Source organism: Dactylosporangium sp. NPDC050688 (assembly GCF_040654515.1).
GTDB lineage: Bacteria > Actinomycetota > Actinomycetes > Mycobacteriales > Micromonosporaceae > Dactylosporangium.
In genome coordinates this window covers 115,670-132,433 of sequence record NZ_JBFAIC010000005.1, presented here as the reverse complement: position 1 = coordinate 132,433, position 16,764 = coordinate 115,670, and the positions used below count along the sequence as shown (strand labels likewise).

Sequence of the window (16,764 nt, the reverse complement as noted above, 5' to 3'; positions counted from 1 at the left end):
CGTCGATGTCCAATCTCGCCCGGCTCGCGGAGGCGTCGCTCGACCGCCACGGCGACTACCCCTCGCTCTGCTTCGAAGGCACCTGGCACACCTCCGGCGAGGCGCACGACCGCGCCACCCGCATCGCCGGCGGGCTGCGCGGGCTCGGGGTGCGCCCCGGCGACCGGGTCGCCGTCGTCATGGCCAACTGCCCGGAGGTCACGCAGGTGTACCAGGCGGTGTGGCGGGCCGGCGCGGTCGTCACCCCGGTCGTCTTCCTGGTCACCGCCGACGAGCTGCGCCACGTCCTGCGCGACTCCGGCGCCGTCGCCGTGGTCACCTCCGCCGAGCTGCTGCCGAAATTCGGCGCCCTGCTCGGCGAGCTCGGCGTGCCGGCGGCCGTCGTGGGCACCCCGTCGTTCGACGCGCTGCTGGACGCCGGCCCGCTGCCGATCGCCGACCGCGGCGCCGGGGAGCTGGCAGCCCTGCTGTACACCGGCGGCACCACCGGACGCAGCAAGGGCGTCGCGCTGACCCACGCCAACCTCGCCCACGCCGGGCGGGCCTCCCGCGAGGCGGCGCACGTGCCGGGGCTGACCGTCGGCATCACCGCCCTGCCCCTGTCGCACTCCTACGGCCTGCTCGTCACCGTCGGCGCGATGCAGGCCACCGAGCCACCGGTCGCGGTGCTGCAGCGCTGGTTCGAGCCGGCCGGCTGGCTGCGCCTGGCCGAGCGGGAGCGGGCGCAGACCGCCGCCGTGGTCCCGTCGATGCTGGTCATGCTGCTCGCCCAGCCGCTCGCCGGGCACGACCTCAGCGCGCTGCGGTTCGTGCACTCCGGCGCCGCGCCGCTGCCGCCCGCAGCGGCCGAGGCGTTCGAGCGGCTCGTGCCGTCCGCGCGGGTCCTGGAGGGGTACGGCTGCACCGAGACCGGCGGCATCGTCAGCGCCAGCCCGCCCGGGGCGCCCCGGCGCGGCACCGTCGGCCGGCCCGTCGAGGGCGTCGAGGTCCGCCTCGCCGACGACGGCGAGATCCTCGTGCGCGGCCCGAACGTCATGCGCGGCTACTGGGGCGCCGAACGCGGCGCGGGGCTCGCCGACGGCTGGTTCGCCACCGGCGACATCGGCACGCTGGACGCCGACGGGTACCTCAGCATCGTCGACCGCAAGAAGGACCTCATCATCCGGGGCGGGTTCAACGTGTACCCGCGCGACGTCGAGGACGTGCTCGCCGCCCACCCGGCGGTCGCCATGGCGGCCGTGGTTGGGCGGCCCGACGAGCGCCTCGGCGAGGAGGTGGTCGCGTTCGTCTCGCTCACGGCGCCGGCCACCGCCGAGGAGCTCGACGCCTACGCCCGCGAGCACCTCGCCCCGACGAAACGGCCCCGGGAGATCCGGGTGCTCGAGCAGATCCCGCTGACGTCCGTCGGCAAGCTCAACCGCAAGGCGCTGCGAGCCCTCATCTGAGCACGCGCTCCTCTACCATGGGCGCACGATGCGAGTGATGCTGGTCGAAGACGACGCACGGGTGGCGGCCGCACTGGCCACCGCCCTCCGTCGGCGCGGGCACGACGTCGCGCACTGCCCGACCGCGCAGACCGCCCTCGACACCTTCGCCGGTGAGCCGTTCGACCTGGTCCTGCTCGACCTCAACCTGCCCGACGGCGACGGCATCGAGGTGTGCCGCACCCTGCGCCGCAAGGACGAGTCGGTCGCGATCATCGCCGTCACCGCCCGCGGCGAGGAGCGCGACCGGGTCATCGGCCTGCAGACCGGCGCCGACGACTACGTCGTGAAGCCCTACTCGATGGCCGAGCTCAACGCCCGCATCGAGGCGGTCCTGCGCCGCGCGTCGCGGGCCCCGCAGAGCGCCGTCGAGGTGCTCGCCGCCGGCCCGGTCCGCGTCGACGTCGCCGCCCGGCAGGTCGCCGTCGCCGGCCGGGACGTCGCGCTCACCCGCAAGGAATTCGAGATCCTCACCGTGCTCGTGCGCACGCCCGGGGTCGTCGTCTCCTACGACCGGCTGATCCTCGCGGTGTGGCAGACCAGCTTCGTCGGCCGGCACACCCTCGACGTGCACGTCGGCTCGCTGCGGGCGAAGCTCGACGTGCCCGGGCTCGTACAGACCGTCCGCGGCGTCGGATACCGCCTCGCGCCGGGGCTCTGAGCCGTGCGGGTCCGCCTCGTCACCACCTACCTGCTGCTGCTGTTGCTGGTGCTGGCCGCGCTGGAGGTGCCGCTCGCGCTGAGCATCGCCGGGCGCGACACCCAGCGGCTCGTCGCGGACCGACTCGCCGACGTGACCCGCTTCGCGACGCTCGCCGAGCCGGCGCTGCGGGCCGGCGAGACCGGTCCGCTGCAGGCCGAGCTGCAACGCTACGACGAGGTGTACGGCATCGCCGCGTTCGTCGTGGACCAGGACGCCAACCCGATGGTCAGCTCCCGCGACGGGCTCACCGTCGGGTCCGCCGACAGTGCCGTGCGGCGCCAGGTGCTGCGCGCCCTGGAGGGCGGCGAGGCCAGCGACGACGGCACCATCTGGCCGTGGCGGCTCGACCCGTTCGTCGTCGCCGTCCCCGTCGGCCGCGGCGGCGAGGTCATCGGCGCCGTCGTCACCATCTCACCGATCGGCCGGCGCGTCGCCAGCGTCCGCACGGCGTGGAGCGTCCTGGCCGGCGGCGGGCTGGTCGTGCTCTTCGCCGGCATCGTCGCGGCCTGGTCCCTGGCCCGCTGGACGCTGCGCCCGGTCGCCGAGCTCGACGCGGCCGCCCACGAGCTCGGCGCCGGCGACTACGCGGCCCGGGTCCCCGCCGCCGACGGCCCGCCGGAGCTGCGCCGCCTCGGCTCCGCGTTCAACGACATGGCGGCCACCGTCGCGGACTCCCTGGAGCGGCAGCGCGCGTTCGTGTCCCACGCCAGCCACCAGCTGCGCAACCCGCTGACCGCGCTGCGGCTGCGGGTCGAGGACCTCGGCGTCGACCTCACCGAGCCGCAGGCCGTCGAGGGGCACCGCCTCGCGCTGGAGGAGGCCGAGCGCCTCGGCGACGTCCTGGACAGCCTGCTGACCCTGGCCCGCGCCGAGCGCGGCAGCTACGACCTCGCCGACGTCGACGCCGGGGAGGTCGCCTGGGCGCGGGTCGTGGCGTGGCAGCCGGTCGCGGCGAAGCGGGACATCACCCTGCGCTACGTGCGCCCGCCCCACCCGCTGCGAGTCCGGGCCGTCACCACCGCGCTCGACCAGGCCCTGGACGCCCTCATCGACAACGCGGTGAAGTTCTCCGGCGCCGGCGGCACCGTGACGGTCCGGCCCGCCGCCGACGCCGGCGGGGTGGCCGTGCACGTGCTGGACACCGGCCCCGGCCTCACCGCGCAGCAGCGGGAGCTGGCCACCGAGCGGTTCTGGCGGGCCCCCGACGCGCAGAACGTCGACGGCAGCGGCCTCGGCCTGCCCATCGTCGCCGTCCTCGTCGAGGCGTCCGCCGGCCGCCTGGACCTGCTGCCCAACGAGCCGACCGGCCTGCACGCCAAGGTGTGGCTGCCGAGCCCCTGACGGCCCCACCGCGGGATCCGCTGGCGGTCAGGCTTTCTGCGAGCGGTAGTAGCGGGCGGCGCCGCGGTGCAGGGGCAGCGGCGGGGTGCTGATCGCGGAGCGGATGTTGAGCCGGCCCGCGGCCTGGTGCGCCTTCGCCAGCTCGTCGCGGCGCTCGAACAGCAGCCGGGTCACGTCGTGCGCGAGCGGCTCCGGCATCGACACCCGCACCACCAGGTAGTTGGCGATGCCGATGGTGACGGTCGGGCTGATGCCCCGGTACGTGGAGGCCGGCACCACCCGCTCCGCGTAGTAGTCGCCGTGCACCCGCAGCTGCGGGATGTGCCCGTCGAGGGCGACCAGCGCGATCGGGAACCGCTCGGCGAGCTGCTTGATCGCGCCGACCGGCAGGCCGCCGGAGAAGAAGAACCCGTCGACCTGGCCGCGCTCCAGGGCCGCCGCCGAGTCCTCCACGTTGAGCTCGCGCCGGTCGACGCGGGCCTTGAAGCCGGCGCCGAGGGTGTCGAGGATGCGGTTGGCGGTGATGCCGGTGCCGGAGCCCTGCGCGCCGACCGACACCCGCCGGCCCTGCAGGTCGGCGACCGACGCGATCGGCCCGCCCCGGCGCACCACCAGGTGTACGTAGTCGTCGTAGATGCGGGCCAGGGCGGCGAGCTGGTTGGGCGAGGTCGTGGCGGCGGAGCCGGTGATGTCGGCCTGCGTGAACGCGAGCTCCGCGGTGCCGACCAGGACCCGGTGCACGTTGTCGTCGGAGGCGGCGGTCTCCAGGACGCTGGCCTGCACGCCCGGCAGGTACTGCCCGGCGAGCCGGGAGATCGCCGAACCGTACGCGTAGTAGACCGCGGCCTTGCTGCCGGTCGCGATCCGCAGCATGCCGCTGGCCTCGCCCCCGTCGCCGTCGCACGCGGCGAGCAGCGCCAGCCCGGCCCCGCCCGCCAGCAGCGCCCGCCGCCTCACACCCGCCGCCGCGCGGTCGCAGCCTCACGTCGCCGCCGCACGGTCGCCGCCGTGGGCGGAGCCGGCCGCCGCCGCGCGTGAGGGCGGCTCATGCCGTCACCTCCGCTGCGCTGCGGCGCCGGCCTGAGCTCCACCCTGAGCCAATGATTCGCAGCCCTCCGCTGCGCTGCGGCCTGCTCATGCCGTCACCTCCGCTGCGCTGCGGCGCCGGCCTGAGCTCCACCCTGAGCCCATGATTCGCAGCCCTCCGCTGCGCTGCGGCCTGCTCATGCCGTCACCTCCGCTGCGCTGCGGCGCCGGCCTGAGCTCCACCCTGCGCCCATGATTCGCAGCCCTCCGCTACGCTCCGGGCCGCTCATGCGGCGGCGCCGTCCAGGCACGCCTCGAGGATCTGCAGCGTCTCGTCCGGGGTGCGGTGCCGCACCGTGGTCATCCCGAGCTCGCGCGCCGGCTTCAGGTTGCCGGGCAGGTCGTCGACGTAGACGCACTCCTGCGGCGGCAGGCCGATCGCGGCGGCACCCAGCATGTAGATCGCCGGGTCCGGCTTGCGGACCCCGACGTCACCGGAGATCACGATCCCGTCGAACAGCTCGTCGAGCAGGATCCGGTCGTACCGCTGCGAACCCCACGAATTGGAGATCAGCCCGGTGCGGATGCCGCGCCCGCGGGCGGCCCGCACGAAGTCGAGCATCGCGACGTCGGCGGTGGTGGCGCCGAGCAGGCGCTCGATCAGTCCCTCCGGCGCGACCCCGAGCAGCGCCGCGAACCCGGCCTCGAACTCGGCGTCGGGCAGCGTGCCGTCCTCCAGCCCGCCGAGCAGCGCGCGGGCCTGCGGGTCGCTGCGGAACAGGTCCCGGACCGTGCCCGCCGGCAGCCCCTCGCGTGCGCAGAACGCGTCGAACGAGGCGAACACGTCGGTGGTCAGGACCCCGCCGTAGTCGACCAGCAGCCCGCGCAGCGTCACGAGATCCCCATCCCCTCAGCCGTCTCCTTCGCCAGTGACTGTACGACCTCCCGCGCCTGCCCGGCCGCCCGCTGCCGGGTCGCCGACGTGCCCCGGGCCCGCAGGTCCTCGAGCAGGTCGACGGCGACCTCCCATTCGCCGCGGGCCTCCAGGGCCGGGCGGACGTGCGCCATCAGCGCGTCAACGCGGGCCCCGGCGGGCAGCGCGGAGCGGGTCGACGGGTCGACGAGGTGCCCGCTGAGACCGGACCTGGCGGCCCGCCAGGTGGCGGCGCGCAGCAGCACCTGCGGCGCCTCCGGCAGCGGCCGCCCGGCGGCGTCCTCCTCGGCGGCGACGGTGACCAGGCCCCGGGCCAGCGCGGCGAGCAGCACCGCGTCGTCGACCCGCGGGCAGGAGTCGGCGACCCGCACCTCGACGGTCGGGTACCGCGCCGACGGCCGGGCGTCGAAGTAGATCATCCCGGCGTCGCTGATCACGCCGCTGTCCACGAGCGTGTCGACGACCCGCTGGTACTCCGCGGCCGAGCCGAGGTCCGGCGGCGGGCCGACGGTCGGCCAGCGGGACGTGACCACGGTGCGGTAGGAGGCGTACCCGGTGTCGTGCCCGGCGAAGTACGGCGAGCTGACGCTGAGCGCGAGCAGCGCCGGCAGCCACTCGCGGATCCGCCGGGTGATGCGTACCGCCAGGTCCTTGTCCGGCACCCCGACCTGCACCTGGCAGGCGGCGACCTGCTGCTCGTCGACGAGTTGCCGGTACTCCTGGGCCATGCGCTCGTACCGCTTGTCCGGGTAGACCCGGCTGGGGCCGCTGCCGGAGCCGGGGACCGTGCCGGCCGCGACGATCGCCAGGCCGAGCCGCCCGGCGACCTCCACCAGGGACCGGCGCTTCTCGATCAGGTCGGCGCGCAGCGCGGTGAGGTCGGTGTGCACACCGGTGGCCGTCTCGACCATCGAGCGGTGCAGCTCCGGCTCGGCGTCGGCGCCGCGCAGGACCCGCCGCGCGGCCGGCTCGAGCTCGCCGGTGTCGGCGTTGACGACGTGGAACTCCTCCTCCACGCCGATCGTGTCGCCGGTGCCTACCATCGGCTGTGCACCGACGCGCGGACCAGCTCGTCGTACACCGCGCGGACCGCGTCGTGGATGGCGGCGGGCAGTGGCTCGGCGGCCCCGGCGGCGGCGTTGGCGCGGGCCTGCCCGGCATTGCGGGCACCGGGGATGACCACCGACACGGCCGGGTGGTCGATGATCCAGCGCAGCGCGAACTGGGTCATCGTCAGGTGCTCGGGCTTGAGCGGCGCGAGCCGGCGCACCGCGGCCAGGCCGGTGCCGTAGTCGACGCCGGAGAACGTCTCGCCCTGGTCGAACGCCTCGCCGTGCCGGTTGTACGTGCGGTGGTCGTCGGCGCCGAACGTGGTGTGCTCGTCGTAGCGGCCGGACAGCAGGCCACTGGCCAGCGGCACCCGCGCGATGATCCCGACGCCCATCTTCTCCGCCGCCGGCAGCACGTCGTCGAGGGGCTTGAGCCGCAGCATGTTGAAGATGATCTGCACGGTCGCGACGCCGGGCCGGGCGATCGCGGTCAGCGCCTCCGCGGTCGTCTCCACGCTGACGCCGTACGCCTTCATCCGGCCCTCGGCGACCATCAGGTCCAGCGCGTCGAACACCTCGTCGGTGGAGTACACCTCCGACGGCGGGCAGTGCAGCTGCACCAGGTCGAGGGTGTCGACGCCGAGGTTCTCCCGGGACCGGTCGTTCCACGCGCGGAAGTTGTCGAGGTTGTACCGGCTCGCCTCCTGCGGCACCCGCCGGCCCATCTTCGTGGCGACGGTAACGCCGTGCCCGGCCGGCAGGCCGCGCAGGAACTGCCCGACGAGGCGTTCGCTGCGGCCGTCGCCGTACACGTCGGCCGTGTCGATGAACGTCACGCCTGCCTCGTGCGCGGCGGTGAGGGTGGCGAGGGCCTGCTCCTCGTCGACCTCGCCCCAGTCGGCGCCGAGCTGCCATGCGCCGAGCCCTACCACGCCGACCGGGGCACCGGTCCGTCCTAAGATCCGTTCCTGCATCCGCCAAGCCTATGGCGTCACGGGAAGACCGGCACGTCCTGCCGCACGAGACGCCAGTTCGGCGTGAAGAAGTCGGCCGGGTCGATGACGCCCTTCGCCTGGGCCCAGTCGATGAGCAGCTGCCGGATCTCCTGCTGCGCGTTGTACACCTGCGGCTTCACGATGCCGGGGAAGTTGCCGCCGCCGGAGCGCCGGTAGTTGTTCACCGCGACCACGAACTCCTCGGTGTCGCCGACGGGCGTCGTGGTGCCGGGGTGCACCAGCCGGGTGATGCGCTGCCCGACGGGCCTGCTGATGTCGATGTCGTACTCGACGCCGGAGATCGTGTCGTAGTTGTAGTCCGGCACGGCCGGGTCGCTGATCGTCGCCGGGTCGGCGGTCGCGCCCACCGGGAGGGTCACGAAGTACTTGGCCGAGTACTCCAGGTAGGCGCGGACCTCGGCGCCGGTGAGCACGACGGCCTCGAGGGTGTTGTCGTAGATGTACAGCCCGGCGACGTCCTTGATCTTGACCTGGCCGGCCGGGAACACGGCGGTGCGCGAGAACGGCGCGGCGATCGACAGGATCGGCCGGGCCGTGCCGAGGGCGGCGGCGACCGTGTCGGTCTGCACCTTGTTGATGTAGTCCAGGATCGGCGTGTCCCGGTACCGCGACTCCGCCGCCGACAGCGTCTGCGTGGACGTCGCGACGACCTGGTTGACGTAGGCGACGGTCTTGGCGTGCTGGGCGCGCACCGCGGCGAGGACCTTCGGGTCGGCCTCGACCGTGTTGGTGTTCAGCGTCGTGGCCGCCTTCGAGGTGATCGTCCAGCGGTTGCGCTCGCGGCTGAGCTGGAAGTCCATGCGGGTCAGCCGCTGGCCCCACTTCGACGGCTCCGACAGCAGCACCTGCGCGCCGGTGGCGGCGTTGGTGACGAACCGCTGCGGGACGTCGTTGTGCGCGTGGCCGAAGAGGATCGCGTCGATGCCGGGGACCTGCTCGGCGATGAGCGCCGACGGGTTCTCGTTCGGCAGCTCCGGGCCGTAGCTGGACGTGCCGCTGTCGCCGCCGTGCGCGGAGATCAGCACGATGTCGGCGCCGCGGCGGCGCATCTCCGGCACGTACTTCGCGGCCGTGGCGACCAGGTCCTCGAAGCGCAGCCTGCCCTCGACGTTGGCGCGGTCCCAGATGGCGACGCCGGGGTTGGTGAGGCCGAGGATGCCGACGCGCAGGTTCGGCGCGCCGTGGCCCAGGTCGACCTTCTTGATGACGTACGGCACGAACGCCGGCCGGCCGGTCTTGACGTTGACCGCGTTGGCGGCCAGCGCCGGGAAGCCCAGCTGCCGGATCCACAGGTCGAGCAGCGGCAGGCCGTAGTTGAACTCGTGGTTGCCGAGGGTGACGGCGTCGTAGTCGATGACGTTCATGGCCCGCGCCATCGGGTGCCGCTCGCCGGTGCTGGTGATCGGCTCCTGCTTGGCGTAGTACGTGGCCAGCGGCGTGCCCTGGATGGTGTCGCCGGCGTCGAGCACGAGGGTCGCCTTGCCGCGCCGCTCGGCCCGGATCCGGTTGACCAGCGTGGCGACCTTGGCCAGGCCGACGTCGTTGTGGGCGCTGTCGTCGTACTCGGCGTCCTTGTAGTAGTCCCAGTTGTAGACGTTGCCGTGGGTGTCGGACGTGCCCAGCAGCGTGAGGTCCCAGGTCTTGGGGGAGCCGGGACGGTGCTCGGGTGCCGCACCGGCCTCGCCGCCGGCGACGAAGGGTGCCGCCGCCGCGGCCGCCGCGGCGGCCAGGACGGCCCGCCGGGAGGTGCCTGAAGGGTTGTTCATTCCCGGCACCCTATGGAAGCCGGCCCGCCCGGTCCACCCGCCAGCCGGTCCCGGGGGCGTGCGGATCAGCCGGTCCTGGTCCCGCCCGCCGGGGCGCCGGCGCCCAGCAGCGCGCCGACGCCGGTCAGGTACATCTCGCGGTCGACCCGGCCGACGAGGACCCGCTGCAGGATGTACCCCTGGATGAGCCCGAAGATCGCCGCGCCGATCGCGCTGGTGTCCACGCCGGCCGGCAGCTCGCCCGTCTCCTGGGCGCGGCGGGCGAGGTCGGTGGCGCTGAGCCGGATGCGCGCGTAGACGTCGGACACGAACGCGGCCAGCTCCGGGTCGTGCACCGCCTCGCCCCAGACCTGCACGGCGATGCGGATCGTGCCCTCGTCGGTCAGGTTGACGTCGATCTGACGCAGCAGGTCGTCGAGCACCGTGAGCAGCGGCGGCGCCGGCTCCCGGCGCAGCAGGCTGTCCGCCGTCTCGCGCACCACGCTGATCTTCTCGCTGGCGATCGCGGTGATCAGGGCGGCCTTGCTGTCGAAGTAGCGGTAGAACGCACCGACCGACAGCCCGGCCTCCTTGATGACATCCTGCATGGAGGTCTGGTGGAAGCCGTTGCGCAGGAAGCAGCGGGTGGCCGCCTCGATGATCTGCTCCCGGCGGGCGGCGAGGTGGGCTTCGGAGACACGGGGCACTCCCTCATTGTAAAGCGAATGCTCGCTTTCCAAAGCCGGCCCGCGACTGCGCGGGGCGGGCGCTGCGGGGTCAGACGCGGGTCGCGTTGAAGATCATGGCGGTCATGACGACGCCGCCGGTGGCCGCGTTGGCCAGCATGAGCCGGGGCGACAGCCGGGTCACCGGGTTGGTCCTGTCGACCGCGGTGGCCTTGCGGTTGCCGGTGGAGAAGGCGGTCAGCTCGATCCCGCCGTCGGCGGTCGGCTTGCAGGTCACCTGCAGCGGGGTCGACGCGGTCGTCGGCGGGCCGGCGTTCTTCGGCTTCGCCGACGCGCCGAGCTTCGCCGGCTGCCCGCCGACCAGCTTGAAGATCTCGATGACGCCGTCGGCGCCGACCTCGAACGTGTAGCCGTTGCCGAGGTCCGCCCCGTCGAGGCAGGCCGCGCCGATCTTGGCGCCGCCGGCGGCCTTGCCGATCGCGGCGAACTCCAGGTCCATGGCGAAGCCGCCGCCCGGCACCGTGAGGCGCTGCTCCGGGCCGGGCGCGACGCAGCGGGTGTTGGGCTGCTCCGCGGTGACCCGCAGCGCGTCGGGCACCTCGACCTTGCAGCCGCCCGCGGCGCCCCACGGCACCTTCTGCTGCAGCGCGGCGACCGTCCGGCTGCCCTTGAGCGTCCACGGGCCGACCGAGCCGACCGAGCACGCGATGATCGGCCGCGGCGTCCAGCCCGGCGGCAGCATCGGCTTGTCCAGGGGCAGGAACGACTGGCCGTACGGCACGCCGAGGTACGCGCCGTAGGACTGCTCGCAGACCGCCTTCGCGGCCGCGTCAACGGCGTCGCGCCCCGGGTCCTCGAGGAACGGCAGGTGCCCCACGTAGGTGACCTCGCCGATGTGCGCGGCGTTGCACGGCGTGACGTACCGCAGCTGCGACGACCCGCCGATCCAGTCGAAGCACTCGCCGGCCTTGAGCTCGAACTGGTCGCCGACGTAGATGTCGGCGGCCGCCTTCGACGGGTCGGCGAGGGCCCGTGCGATCCGGTCGCCGTCGTCGTTGCCGGTGACCTGCAACCCCTTGTCCAGCAGCGCGAGCAGCGACGGCGACAGCCCGTCGGCGGCGACGGCGGTGTCGTGCACCGCCTGCCGGTGCGACGGGGACAGCCCCGCCACGACCACGACCCGGCCCTGCTCGGTGCGCAGGTAGTACTCGAAGCCCAGCCAGTGCCCGGCACCGGTGCCGAGCAGCGGCACGGCGACCGCGACGGCGAGCACGGCGTAGCCGGCGACGGTGCCCCAGGCCCGGCCGACCGACGCGGCGATGACGGCGCCGGCGCCGACGAGGATCCCGCCGAGGAGCCCGATCGCTCCGCCGGTGGCCAGCAGCAGCCGCAGCGGCTCGGCGAGCAGCCAGCCGACCAGCCCGCCGGCCCGCGACGTGCCGCCGTCGAACAGGCTCGGGTTGCCGCGCACCAGGTGCAGCAGCCCGAGCGTGGCCAGGGCGATGCCGGTGGTGCGGGTCAGCACCCGCTCGCGCAGGTACTGCAGCGTGGCGACGGCCAGGTCGCGCAGCTCGGCGCCGGTCCACAGCCGCCGGTCCACGAACGGCACCAGGGGCAGCTGCCACGGCCAGGTGGCGCGCGGCAGCCGCGGCAGCGGCCAGAGCAGCAGCAGGGGCAGCACGGGCAGGACATAGGCGGCGTAGCCGAACACGAACGTGAACACCGCGGCCGCGACGCCGTGGACCGGCACCTGCGGCACCCACAGCAGGGCGACGAGCGCGGCGACGACCAGCGCGATGATCCCGATCCGGGACCACGAGGGGCGCTCCGGCCGCGGCGGGCGGGGCTTCTCCAGCGGCGGCTCGTCCAGCACGGCCACCGCGGCCGCCGTCCCGGTGCCCGGCAGGTCGGCCGCCCCGGCGCCGGGCTGTGCGGCGGCGCGGCGGGTGCGGCGGTGCGAGCCGGCCTCGGCGGCGGCCGCGCCCTGCCAGTCGGTGAGCGCGGCGCGGACCTGGTCGGTGGCGGCGACGCCGAGCAGCAGCCCGGCCACGAGGGTCAGCGCGATCTGCCACACCGGCGGGGCGGGCGCGATCCCGGTGAGGGTGGCCAGGCCGAGGACGGCCGCGGTGGCGAGGGTCAGCAGCGCGACCGCGGGTAATGCGGCGCGGGCGCGCTCACCGACCTCGGACATGGCTCTGGAGCATGGCACCCGCGGTACCCCATCGCAACTGGCCTAAGTCTGGCTTAAAACTCGGCCCGTCACATCTGCGTGTAGCCGGCCGCGCAGGCGTCGATGACCGGCTTGAACGCGTCACGCTCCGCATCGGTGATCTTCAGCTCCGTGTACAGCGGCGGGCCGCCGTCGAGGCTGAGCCAGGCGGGGAACACGTACGGTTTCTTGATCTCGGCGAGCGCGTGCGGGGTGCAGCGCTCCCCGTCGACCACGACCGGGACACTGACCTCCTGCTGCCCCGGCTGGAGCACGGCGTAGGGCTTCGGCGTCTGCTCCCGGGCCGGTAGCGGCAGCACTTCGAGCAGGATGCTGCCGACGAACTCCTGCAGCGTGACCGTGCCCGGCCAGCCGACCCGCTTGAGGATCACGGTGCCGTTGAGCCAGCCGCTGGGCAGGCGCGTCCACGGGCCGAAGGTGAGCGTCACCTGCCGGTCCAGGTATGCCTGCTGGCAGTCGATGGCCAGCAGCTTGTCGAGCATCGGGTCGGGGTCGGGCAGCGGCAGCCGCACGTCGTGCAGCTTGCCGTCCTCGGTCCGCACGCCGAACGCGACGTGCGAGGCGGCGCTGCGCGGCTTGAGCTCGTCGCCGGGGCAGATGCCGGTGCCGTAGGAGACCGGCACGTCGACCCGCAGGCCGCCGACGGGCAGCGGGGCGTCCACGGTGACCGGCCCGACGCCCTTGAACGACGGCGCCTGCAGCTCGACCCGCTCGACGGTGACCTTCGTGGGCCCGTCGTTGTGCATGGAGATCTGCACCGTGTGCCGGACCTCGTCGACCCGGCCCTGGGTCAGCTCGACCCGCAGCTTGACCGGCTGGGCCTGCTTGGTGTCGTCACCGGCGCCGCCGGAGCAGCCGGTGAGCAGGGCGAGCACCGCGACGAGCGCCAACCGCTTCATAGCTGCCTATGTTGGCACGATCCAGTGCAGCAGCGCACGTGCCGCCTCCAGGACGAGGTCGCGGTCGTAGGTGAGGGCGTAGGTGAAGCGCCGGTCGGCGTCGGGGCCGCCGTCGGCGAGGTCGCGCGCGACGAGGGCGCCGGCGAAGTGCGGGCCGACCACCACCACGTTCCACTCGCCGCGCAGCGGGTCGTCGCCGGCGATCGCGGCGCCCCTGACGCCCGGCACCGGCGCGCTCGGGATCTGCGTGCCGAGCGCGGCGACCAGGGCCGCGGTCTGCGCGGCGGTCGCGAACCGGCGGGCGGTCGCCGGGGTCAGGAACCGCGCCTCCTGGAAGCAGCCGAGCAGGATCGGCGGCTCGCCCGGGTCGAGGGCCTTCTCCTCCAGGTACCGGCTCAGCGGCATGAGCATGCGTTTGGTCGCCTCGGCCGTCGGGCGGCGGGCGGCGACGATCTCGTACGGCGTGCGCGTGCCGGTGCCGGCGGGCGGGGCGACGAACGGCACCGGCAGGGTGGCGCTGCGCCCGGCGACGTCCGGCGGCAGCGGCCCCGGCCGCCCGAACAGCCAGCCCTGGCCGAGTGTCGCGCCCATGCCGAGGGCGGCGGCGACGTGCTCGCGGGTCTCGATCCCCTCGGCGAGCACGGCGGCGCCGCTGCGCTCGGCGTAGGCGACGATCGCGTTGACGACCCGGGCGGCGTACGCGCCGTCGGGCTGCTGCGTCAGGTGCCGGTCGACCTTGACCACGTCGGGGTGCACGAACGGCATGACCGACAGCGACGCCGGCTCGGCACCGACGTCGTCGAGCGCGACGCCCCAGCCGGAGCCGCGGCACGCCTCGGCGGCGCTGATCAGGGCCGCCGGGTCGCCGGCGATGGCCCGCTCGGTCATCTCGACCACGACCCGCAGCCGCAGCTGCGCGTCGAGGATCGTCGGGGCGAGGTCCGGCGGGCACGGCACGCCGAGCGCCGCGGGCTCGGCGTTCACGAACAAGGTCAGGCCCAGCGGCAGCCCGGCGTCGATCGCGGCGCGGTACGCGGCGGCGCGGCACACCCAGTCCAGCTCGGCGAGGCGCCCGGCGCCGGCGGCGGCCTCGAACAGCTCCAGCGGCGCCTCCCACGGGGTGCCGGCCGGGCCGCGGGTCAGCGCCTCGTAACCGACGACCTCGGGGCGGTGCCGGTGCCAGGAGTCCAGGCGCACGATCGGCTGGAACACGGTGGTGACGGCCCTGGCATCGATGACGTCGCCGACGCTGCGGATGATGGTGGTGCCGTCCATGTCCATTGTTTCGACCCGGACGTCCGGGAACTGAGGGTAATCGCCGGTTTGGCGGCGGGTGGGGTCACTCCGGTACCTTGGGCGGCGATGCGACGTGTACTGATGGTGACGCTGCTGCTCGCGCTGACGGCCTGCTCCGAGGCCGGTCCGTCGTCCTCCGCCTCGCCGGGCGCCTCGGGCGGCTCCGGCGTCGCCGTGCGCACGGCGGGCTGCGGCGCGTCGCCGTCCGGCGACCCCGTGGACGTGGCCGCGCAGATCGGGTCCCGGGGTGAGGCCGACTTCGCCGCCTCGTTCGCCGGTGCCCGCGTCGGCGAGGAGGGCGTCGAGGTGTACCGCAAGCCCTCCGCCGAGCTCGACGCGTGGATCACCACGACGTTCGCCACGACGTGCGTGCTCGTGCGCGACGCGCGGTTCTCCGCCGCCGAGCTGGCGAAGCGCTACCAGCAGGTCAACGACGACAACGTGTACTGGAGCGAGCAGGGCGTGCACGTCAACAGCGTGTCCTCGGACTTCGTGCGCGGCGTCGTGGTCGTCGGCACCCAGGAGGTCGACAAGGCCAGGCCGCTGTTCGCCGCCCGCTACGCCGACGGGCCGCCGGTGGAGCTGGTGGACGAGGCGCCCGCCTGATGCCGGCGGTGGCCTGAATGGGCTCGTGGCGGGAGATCGTCGACGGGATCGGCGAGCGCACCGAGTTCGGCAACGCCCGGCTGGTGCGCGACCCCCGCCGTAAGGGCGGCTGGACGCTGCTGTTCGAGGAGGTCCAGCAGTCCTACGTCGACGTCACGGACCCGACGCACCTGAGCTTCGAGTACACCCGCCGCATCGGCGCCGTCGTGGACACCATGGCGCGCACCGGGGCGCCCCTGCGGGTGCTGCACCTCGGCGGCGGCGCCTTCACGATGCCCCGCTACGTGGCCGCGACCCGGCCCGGCTCGACCCAGGTGGTCGTCGAGCGGGACCGGCGGCTGGCCGACTTCGTGCGGCGGGTGCTGCCGCTGCCCGACGACAGCGGCGTCACCTTCGAGTTCGGTGACGCGCGGGAGGTCGTGTCCGACATTCCGGCTTCCTCCTACGATCTGGCCATCGGCGACGTGTACGACGCCGCGCAGATGCCGCAGAGCGTGTCGGACGTCACGTTCGCCGCGGAGGTGGCCCGGGTCCTGCGCCCGGACGGGGTCTACGCGGTCAACGTCGCCGATGTCGCACCCCTGGCCTTCTCCCGGGGGCAGGCGGCCACCCTGCGCACCGCCTTCGAGGACGTATGCCTGCTGGTGCGCCCGGAACTCCTGCGGGGGCGGCGCTTCGGCAACGTGGTTTTTGCGGCGGCCAAGACCCCGGACCGGCTGCCTGTCGCCCGGCTGGCCTCGATCCTCGGCCGGGACCGGCAGCCGGCGCAGGTCGTCAGCGGCGCCGGACTGGACCTGCTGACCGCCGGGACGGACCCCGTGGTGCTGCCCTGACGGGCGGACCGTGCGTGCCCCGGGTGGGATTCGAACCCACACTGTCGGAGGTTTGAGCTCCGTTCCTCTGCCGATTGGGATACCGGGACGGGTACGCCGCACCAGGGTACCCACTAGTCTGATCGCGGCGGTAACCGCCGTCAGTATGTCAGTCAGGTTTGTTGAGTCGGATCGGGAGTTGGCGTGGCCGAGGCACAGAGCCGTCGGGTGCTCATCGCGGAAGACGAGGCGCTCATCCGCCTCGACCTGCGGGAGATGCTCGTCGAGGAGGGCTACGACGTGGTCGGCGAGGCCGGCGACGGCGAGACCGCCGTCCGTCTCGCTGAGGAGCTCAAGCCCGACCTGGTCATCATGGACATCAAGATGCCGATCATGGACGGGCTGGCCGCCGCGGAGAAGATCGCCGGTGCCCGCCTCGCGCCGGTCGTCATCCTGACCGCGTTCAGCCAGCGTGACCTGGTCGAGCGGGCCCGCGCCGCGGGCGCCATGGCGTATCTGGTGAAGCCCTTCCAGAAGAGCGACCTGGTGCCGGCAGTGGAGATCGCCGTGTCACGGTTCGCGGAGCTGGCGGTGCTCGAGGAGGAGGTCGCCACGCTGACCGACCGGCTCGAGACCCGCAAGGTCGTCGAGCGGGCCAAGGGGCAGCTGATGGCGACCTACGCGATGAACGAGCCGCAGGCGTTCAAATGGATTCAGCGCACCGCGATGGACCACCGAATGACCATGCGGGAAGTGGCCGATCGGATCATCGCGGAAACGGCCGGCGGTAACAGCACCGTAACCCCTGAGTCCTGACCTTTTACCTGACCACGGCACGTCTGGGCACGTGGCGCCCAGGGTCGAATAACGGCTTGGTAACGGTGCTCAATCGGCTTGTGGCGCGGGCTATGATCCGCCAGTCCCGAGGGTCGGGACG

Annotated in this window: 15 protein-coding genes and 1 tRNA gene; 6 read left to right on the top strand and 10 right to left on the bottom strand. The window is 73.8% G+C overall.

What is annotated here, in order from left to right:
- Window positions 1–5: 5 nt before the first annotated feature.
- Genes AB0H83_RS07495 through AB0H83_RS07485 form a run of 3 tightly spaced genes read left to right on the top strand, consistent with a single transcriptional unit; the run spans window position 6 to window position 3,528 of the window.
- On the top strand, window positions 6–1,445 hold the full coding sequence (locus AB0H83_RS07495; protein ID WP_360088407.1) for an AMP-binding protein: 1,440 nt from the start codon (window positions 6–8) through the stop codon (window positions 1,443–1,445).
- A 28-nt stretch (window positions 1,446–1,473) separates the two neighbouring features.
- Entirely contained in the window at window positions 1,474–2,145 is a 672-nt protein-coding gene (locus tag AB0H83_RS07490) for a response regulator transcription factor (protein WP_360088404.1), read from the top strand.
- Between the two features lie 3 nt (window positions 2,146–2,148).
- Window positions 2,149–3,528, top strand: a complete 1,380-nt coding sequence (locus AB0H83_RS07485) for a HAMP domain-containing sensor histidine kinase (protein WP_360088401.1) — start codon at window positions 2,149–2,151, stop codon at window positions 3,526–3,528.
- A gap of 27 nt (window positions 3,529–3,555) precedes the next feature.
- On the opposite strand, the gene AB0H83_RS07480 is transcribed toward AB0H83_RS07485, so the two are convergent.
- The 9 genes from AB0H83_RS07480 to AB0H83_RS07440 form a co-directional block, all read right to left on the bottom strand.
- Window positions 3,556–4,485 (bottom strand): TAXI family TRAP transporter solute-binding subunit, encoded by a 930-nt coding sequence (locus AB0H83_RS07480; RefSeq protein WP_360088398.1) that lies wholly within the window; start codon window positions 4,483–4,485, stop codon window positions 3,556–3,558.
- Between the two features lie 355 nt (window positions 4,486–4,840).
- Complete coding sequence (locus AB0H83_RS07475) at window positions 4,841–5,449, bottom strand: HAD family phosphatase (protein WP_360088395.1); 609 nt, start codon at window positions 5,447–5,449, stop codon at window positions 4,841–4,843.
- A complete protein-coding gene (locus AB0H83_RS07470; RefSeq protein ID WP_360088392.1) occupies window positions 5,446–6,531 on the bottom strand; it encodes a glutamate--cysteine ligase in 1,086 nt (361 codons plus the stop codon). Before AB0H83_RS07470 ends, AB0H83_RS07475 begins: the two co-directional genes overlap by 4 nt.
- Window positions 6,525–7,511 (bottom strand): aldo/keto reductase, encoded by a 987-nt coding sequence (locus tag AB0H83_RS07465; protein ID WP_360088389.1) that lies wholly within the window; start codon window positions 7,509–7,511, stop codon window positions 6,525–6,527. Before AB0H83_RS07465 ends, AB0H83_RS07470 begins: the two co-directional genes overlap by 7 nt.
- Window positions 7,512–7,528: 17 nt before the next feature.
- A complete protein-coding gene (locus AB0H83_RS07460) occupies window positions 7,529–9,319 on the bottom strand; it encodes a 5'-nucleotidase C-terminal domain-containing protein (RefSeq protein WP_360088386.1) in 1,791 nt (596 codons plus the stop codon).
- 65 nt (window positions 9,320–9,384) lie between these two features.
- Window positions 9,385–10,005, bottom strand: a complete 621-nt coding sequence (locus AB0H83_RS07455; RefSeq protein WP_360088383.1) for a TetR/AcrR family transcriptional regulator — start codon at window positions 10,003–10,005, stop codon at window positions 9,385–9,387.
- A 70-nt stretch (window positions 10,006–10,075) separates the two neighbouring features.
- Window positions 10,076–12,175: a hypothetical protein gene (locus AB0H83_RS07450; protein ID WP_360088380.1), complete on the bottom strand. Its 2,100-nt coding sequence runs from the start codon at window positions 12,173–12,175 to the stop codon at window positions 10,076–10,078.
- A gap of 68 nt (window positions 12,176–12,243) precedes the next feature.
- Window positions 12,244–13,113, bottom strand: a complete 870-nt coding sequence (locus tag AB0H83_RS07445; protein WP_360088377.1) for a hypothetical protein — start codon at window positions 13,111–13,113, stop codon at window positions 12,244–12,246.
- A gap of 6 nt (window positions 13,114–13,119) precedes the next feature.
- Window positions 13,120–14,388, bottom strand: a complete 1,269-nt coding sequence (locus AB0H83_RS07440) for an EAL domain-containing protein (RefSeq protein ID WP_360088374.1) — start codon at window positions 14,386–14,388, stop codon at window positions 13,120–13,122.
- Window positions 14,389–14,475: 87 nt separating this feature from the next.
- Between AB0H83_RS07440 and AB0H83_RS07435 the strand changes: the two genes are divergently transcribed.
- Window positions 14,476–15,015 carry a hypothetical protein gene (locus tag AB0H83_RS07435; RefSeq protein WP_360088371.1) on the top strand — a complete coding sequence of 180 codons (540 nt, stop codon included), beginning with the start codon at window positions 14,476–14,478 and terminating at the stop codon, window positions 15,013–15,015.
- A gap of 17 nt (window positions 15,016–15,032) precedes the next feature.
- Entirely contained in the window at window positions 15,033–15,848 is an 816-nt protein-coding gene (locus AB0H83_RS07430) for a fused MFS/spermidine synthase (protein ID WP_360088368.1), read from the top strand.
- Window positions 15,849–15,863: 15 nt separating this feature from the next.
- On the opposite strand, the gene AB0H83_RS07425 is transcribed toward AB0H83_RS07430, so the two are convergent.
- Window positions 15,864–15,937, bottom strand: a tRNA-Leu gene (locus AB0H83_RS07425).
- 94 nt (window positions 15,938–16,031) lie between these two features.
- Between AB0H83_RS07425 and AB0H83_RS07420 the strand changes: the two genes are divergently transcribed.
- On the top strand, window positions 16,032–16,643 hold the full coding sequence (locus AB0H83_RS07420; RefSeq protein ID WP_033356760.1) for a response regulator: 612 nt from the start codon (window positions 16,032–16,034) through the stop codon (window positions 16,641–16,643).
- The last annotated feature ends 121 nt before the right edge of the window (window positions 16,644–16,764 follow it).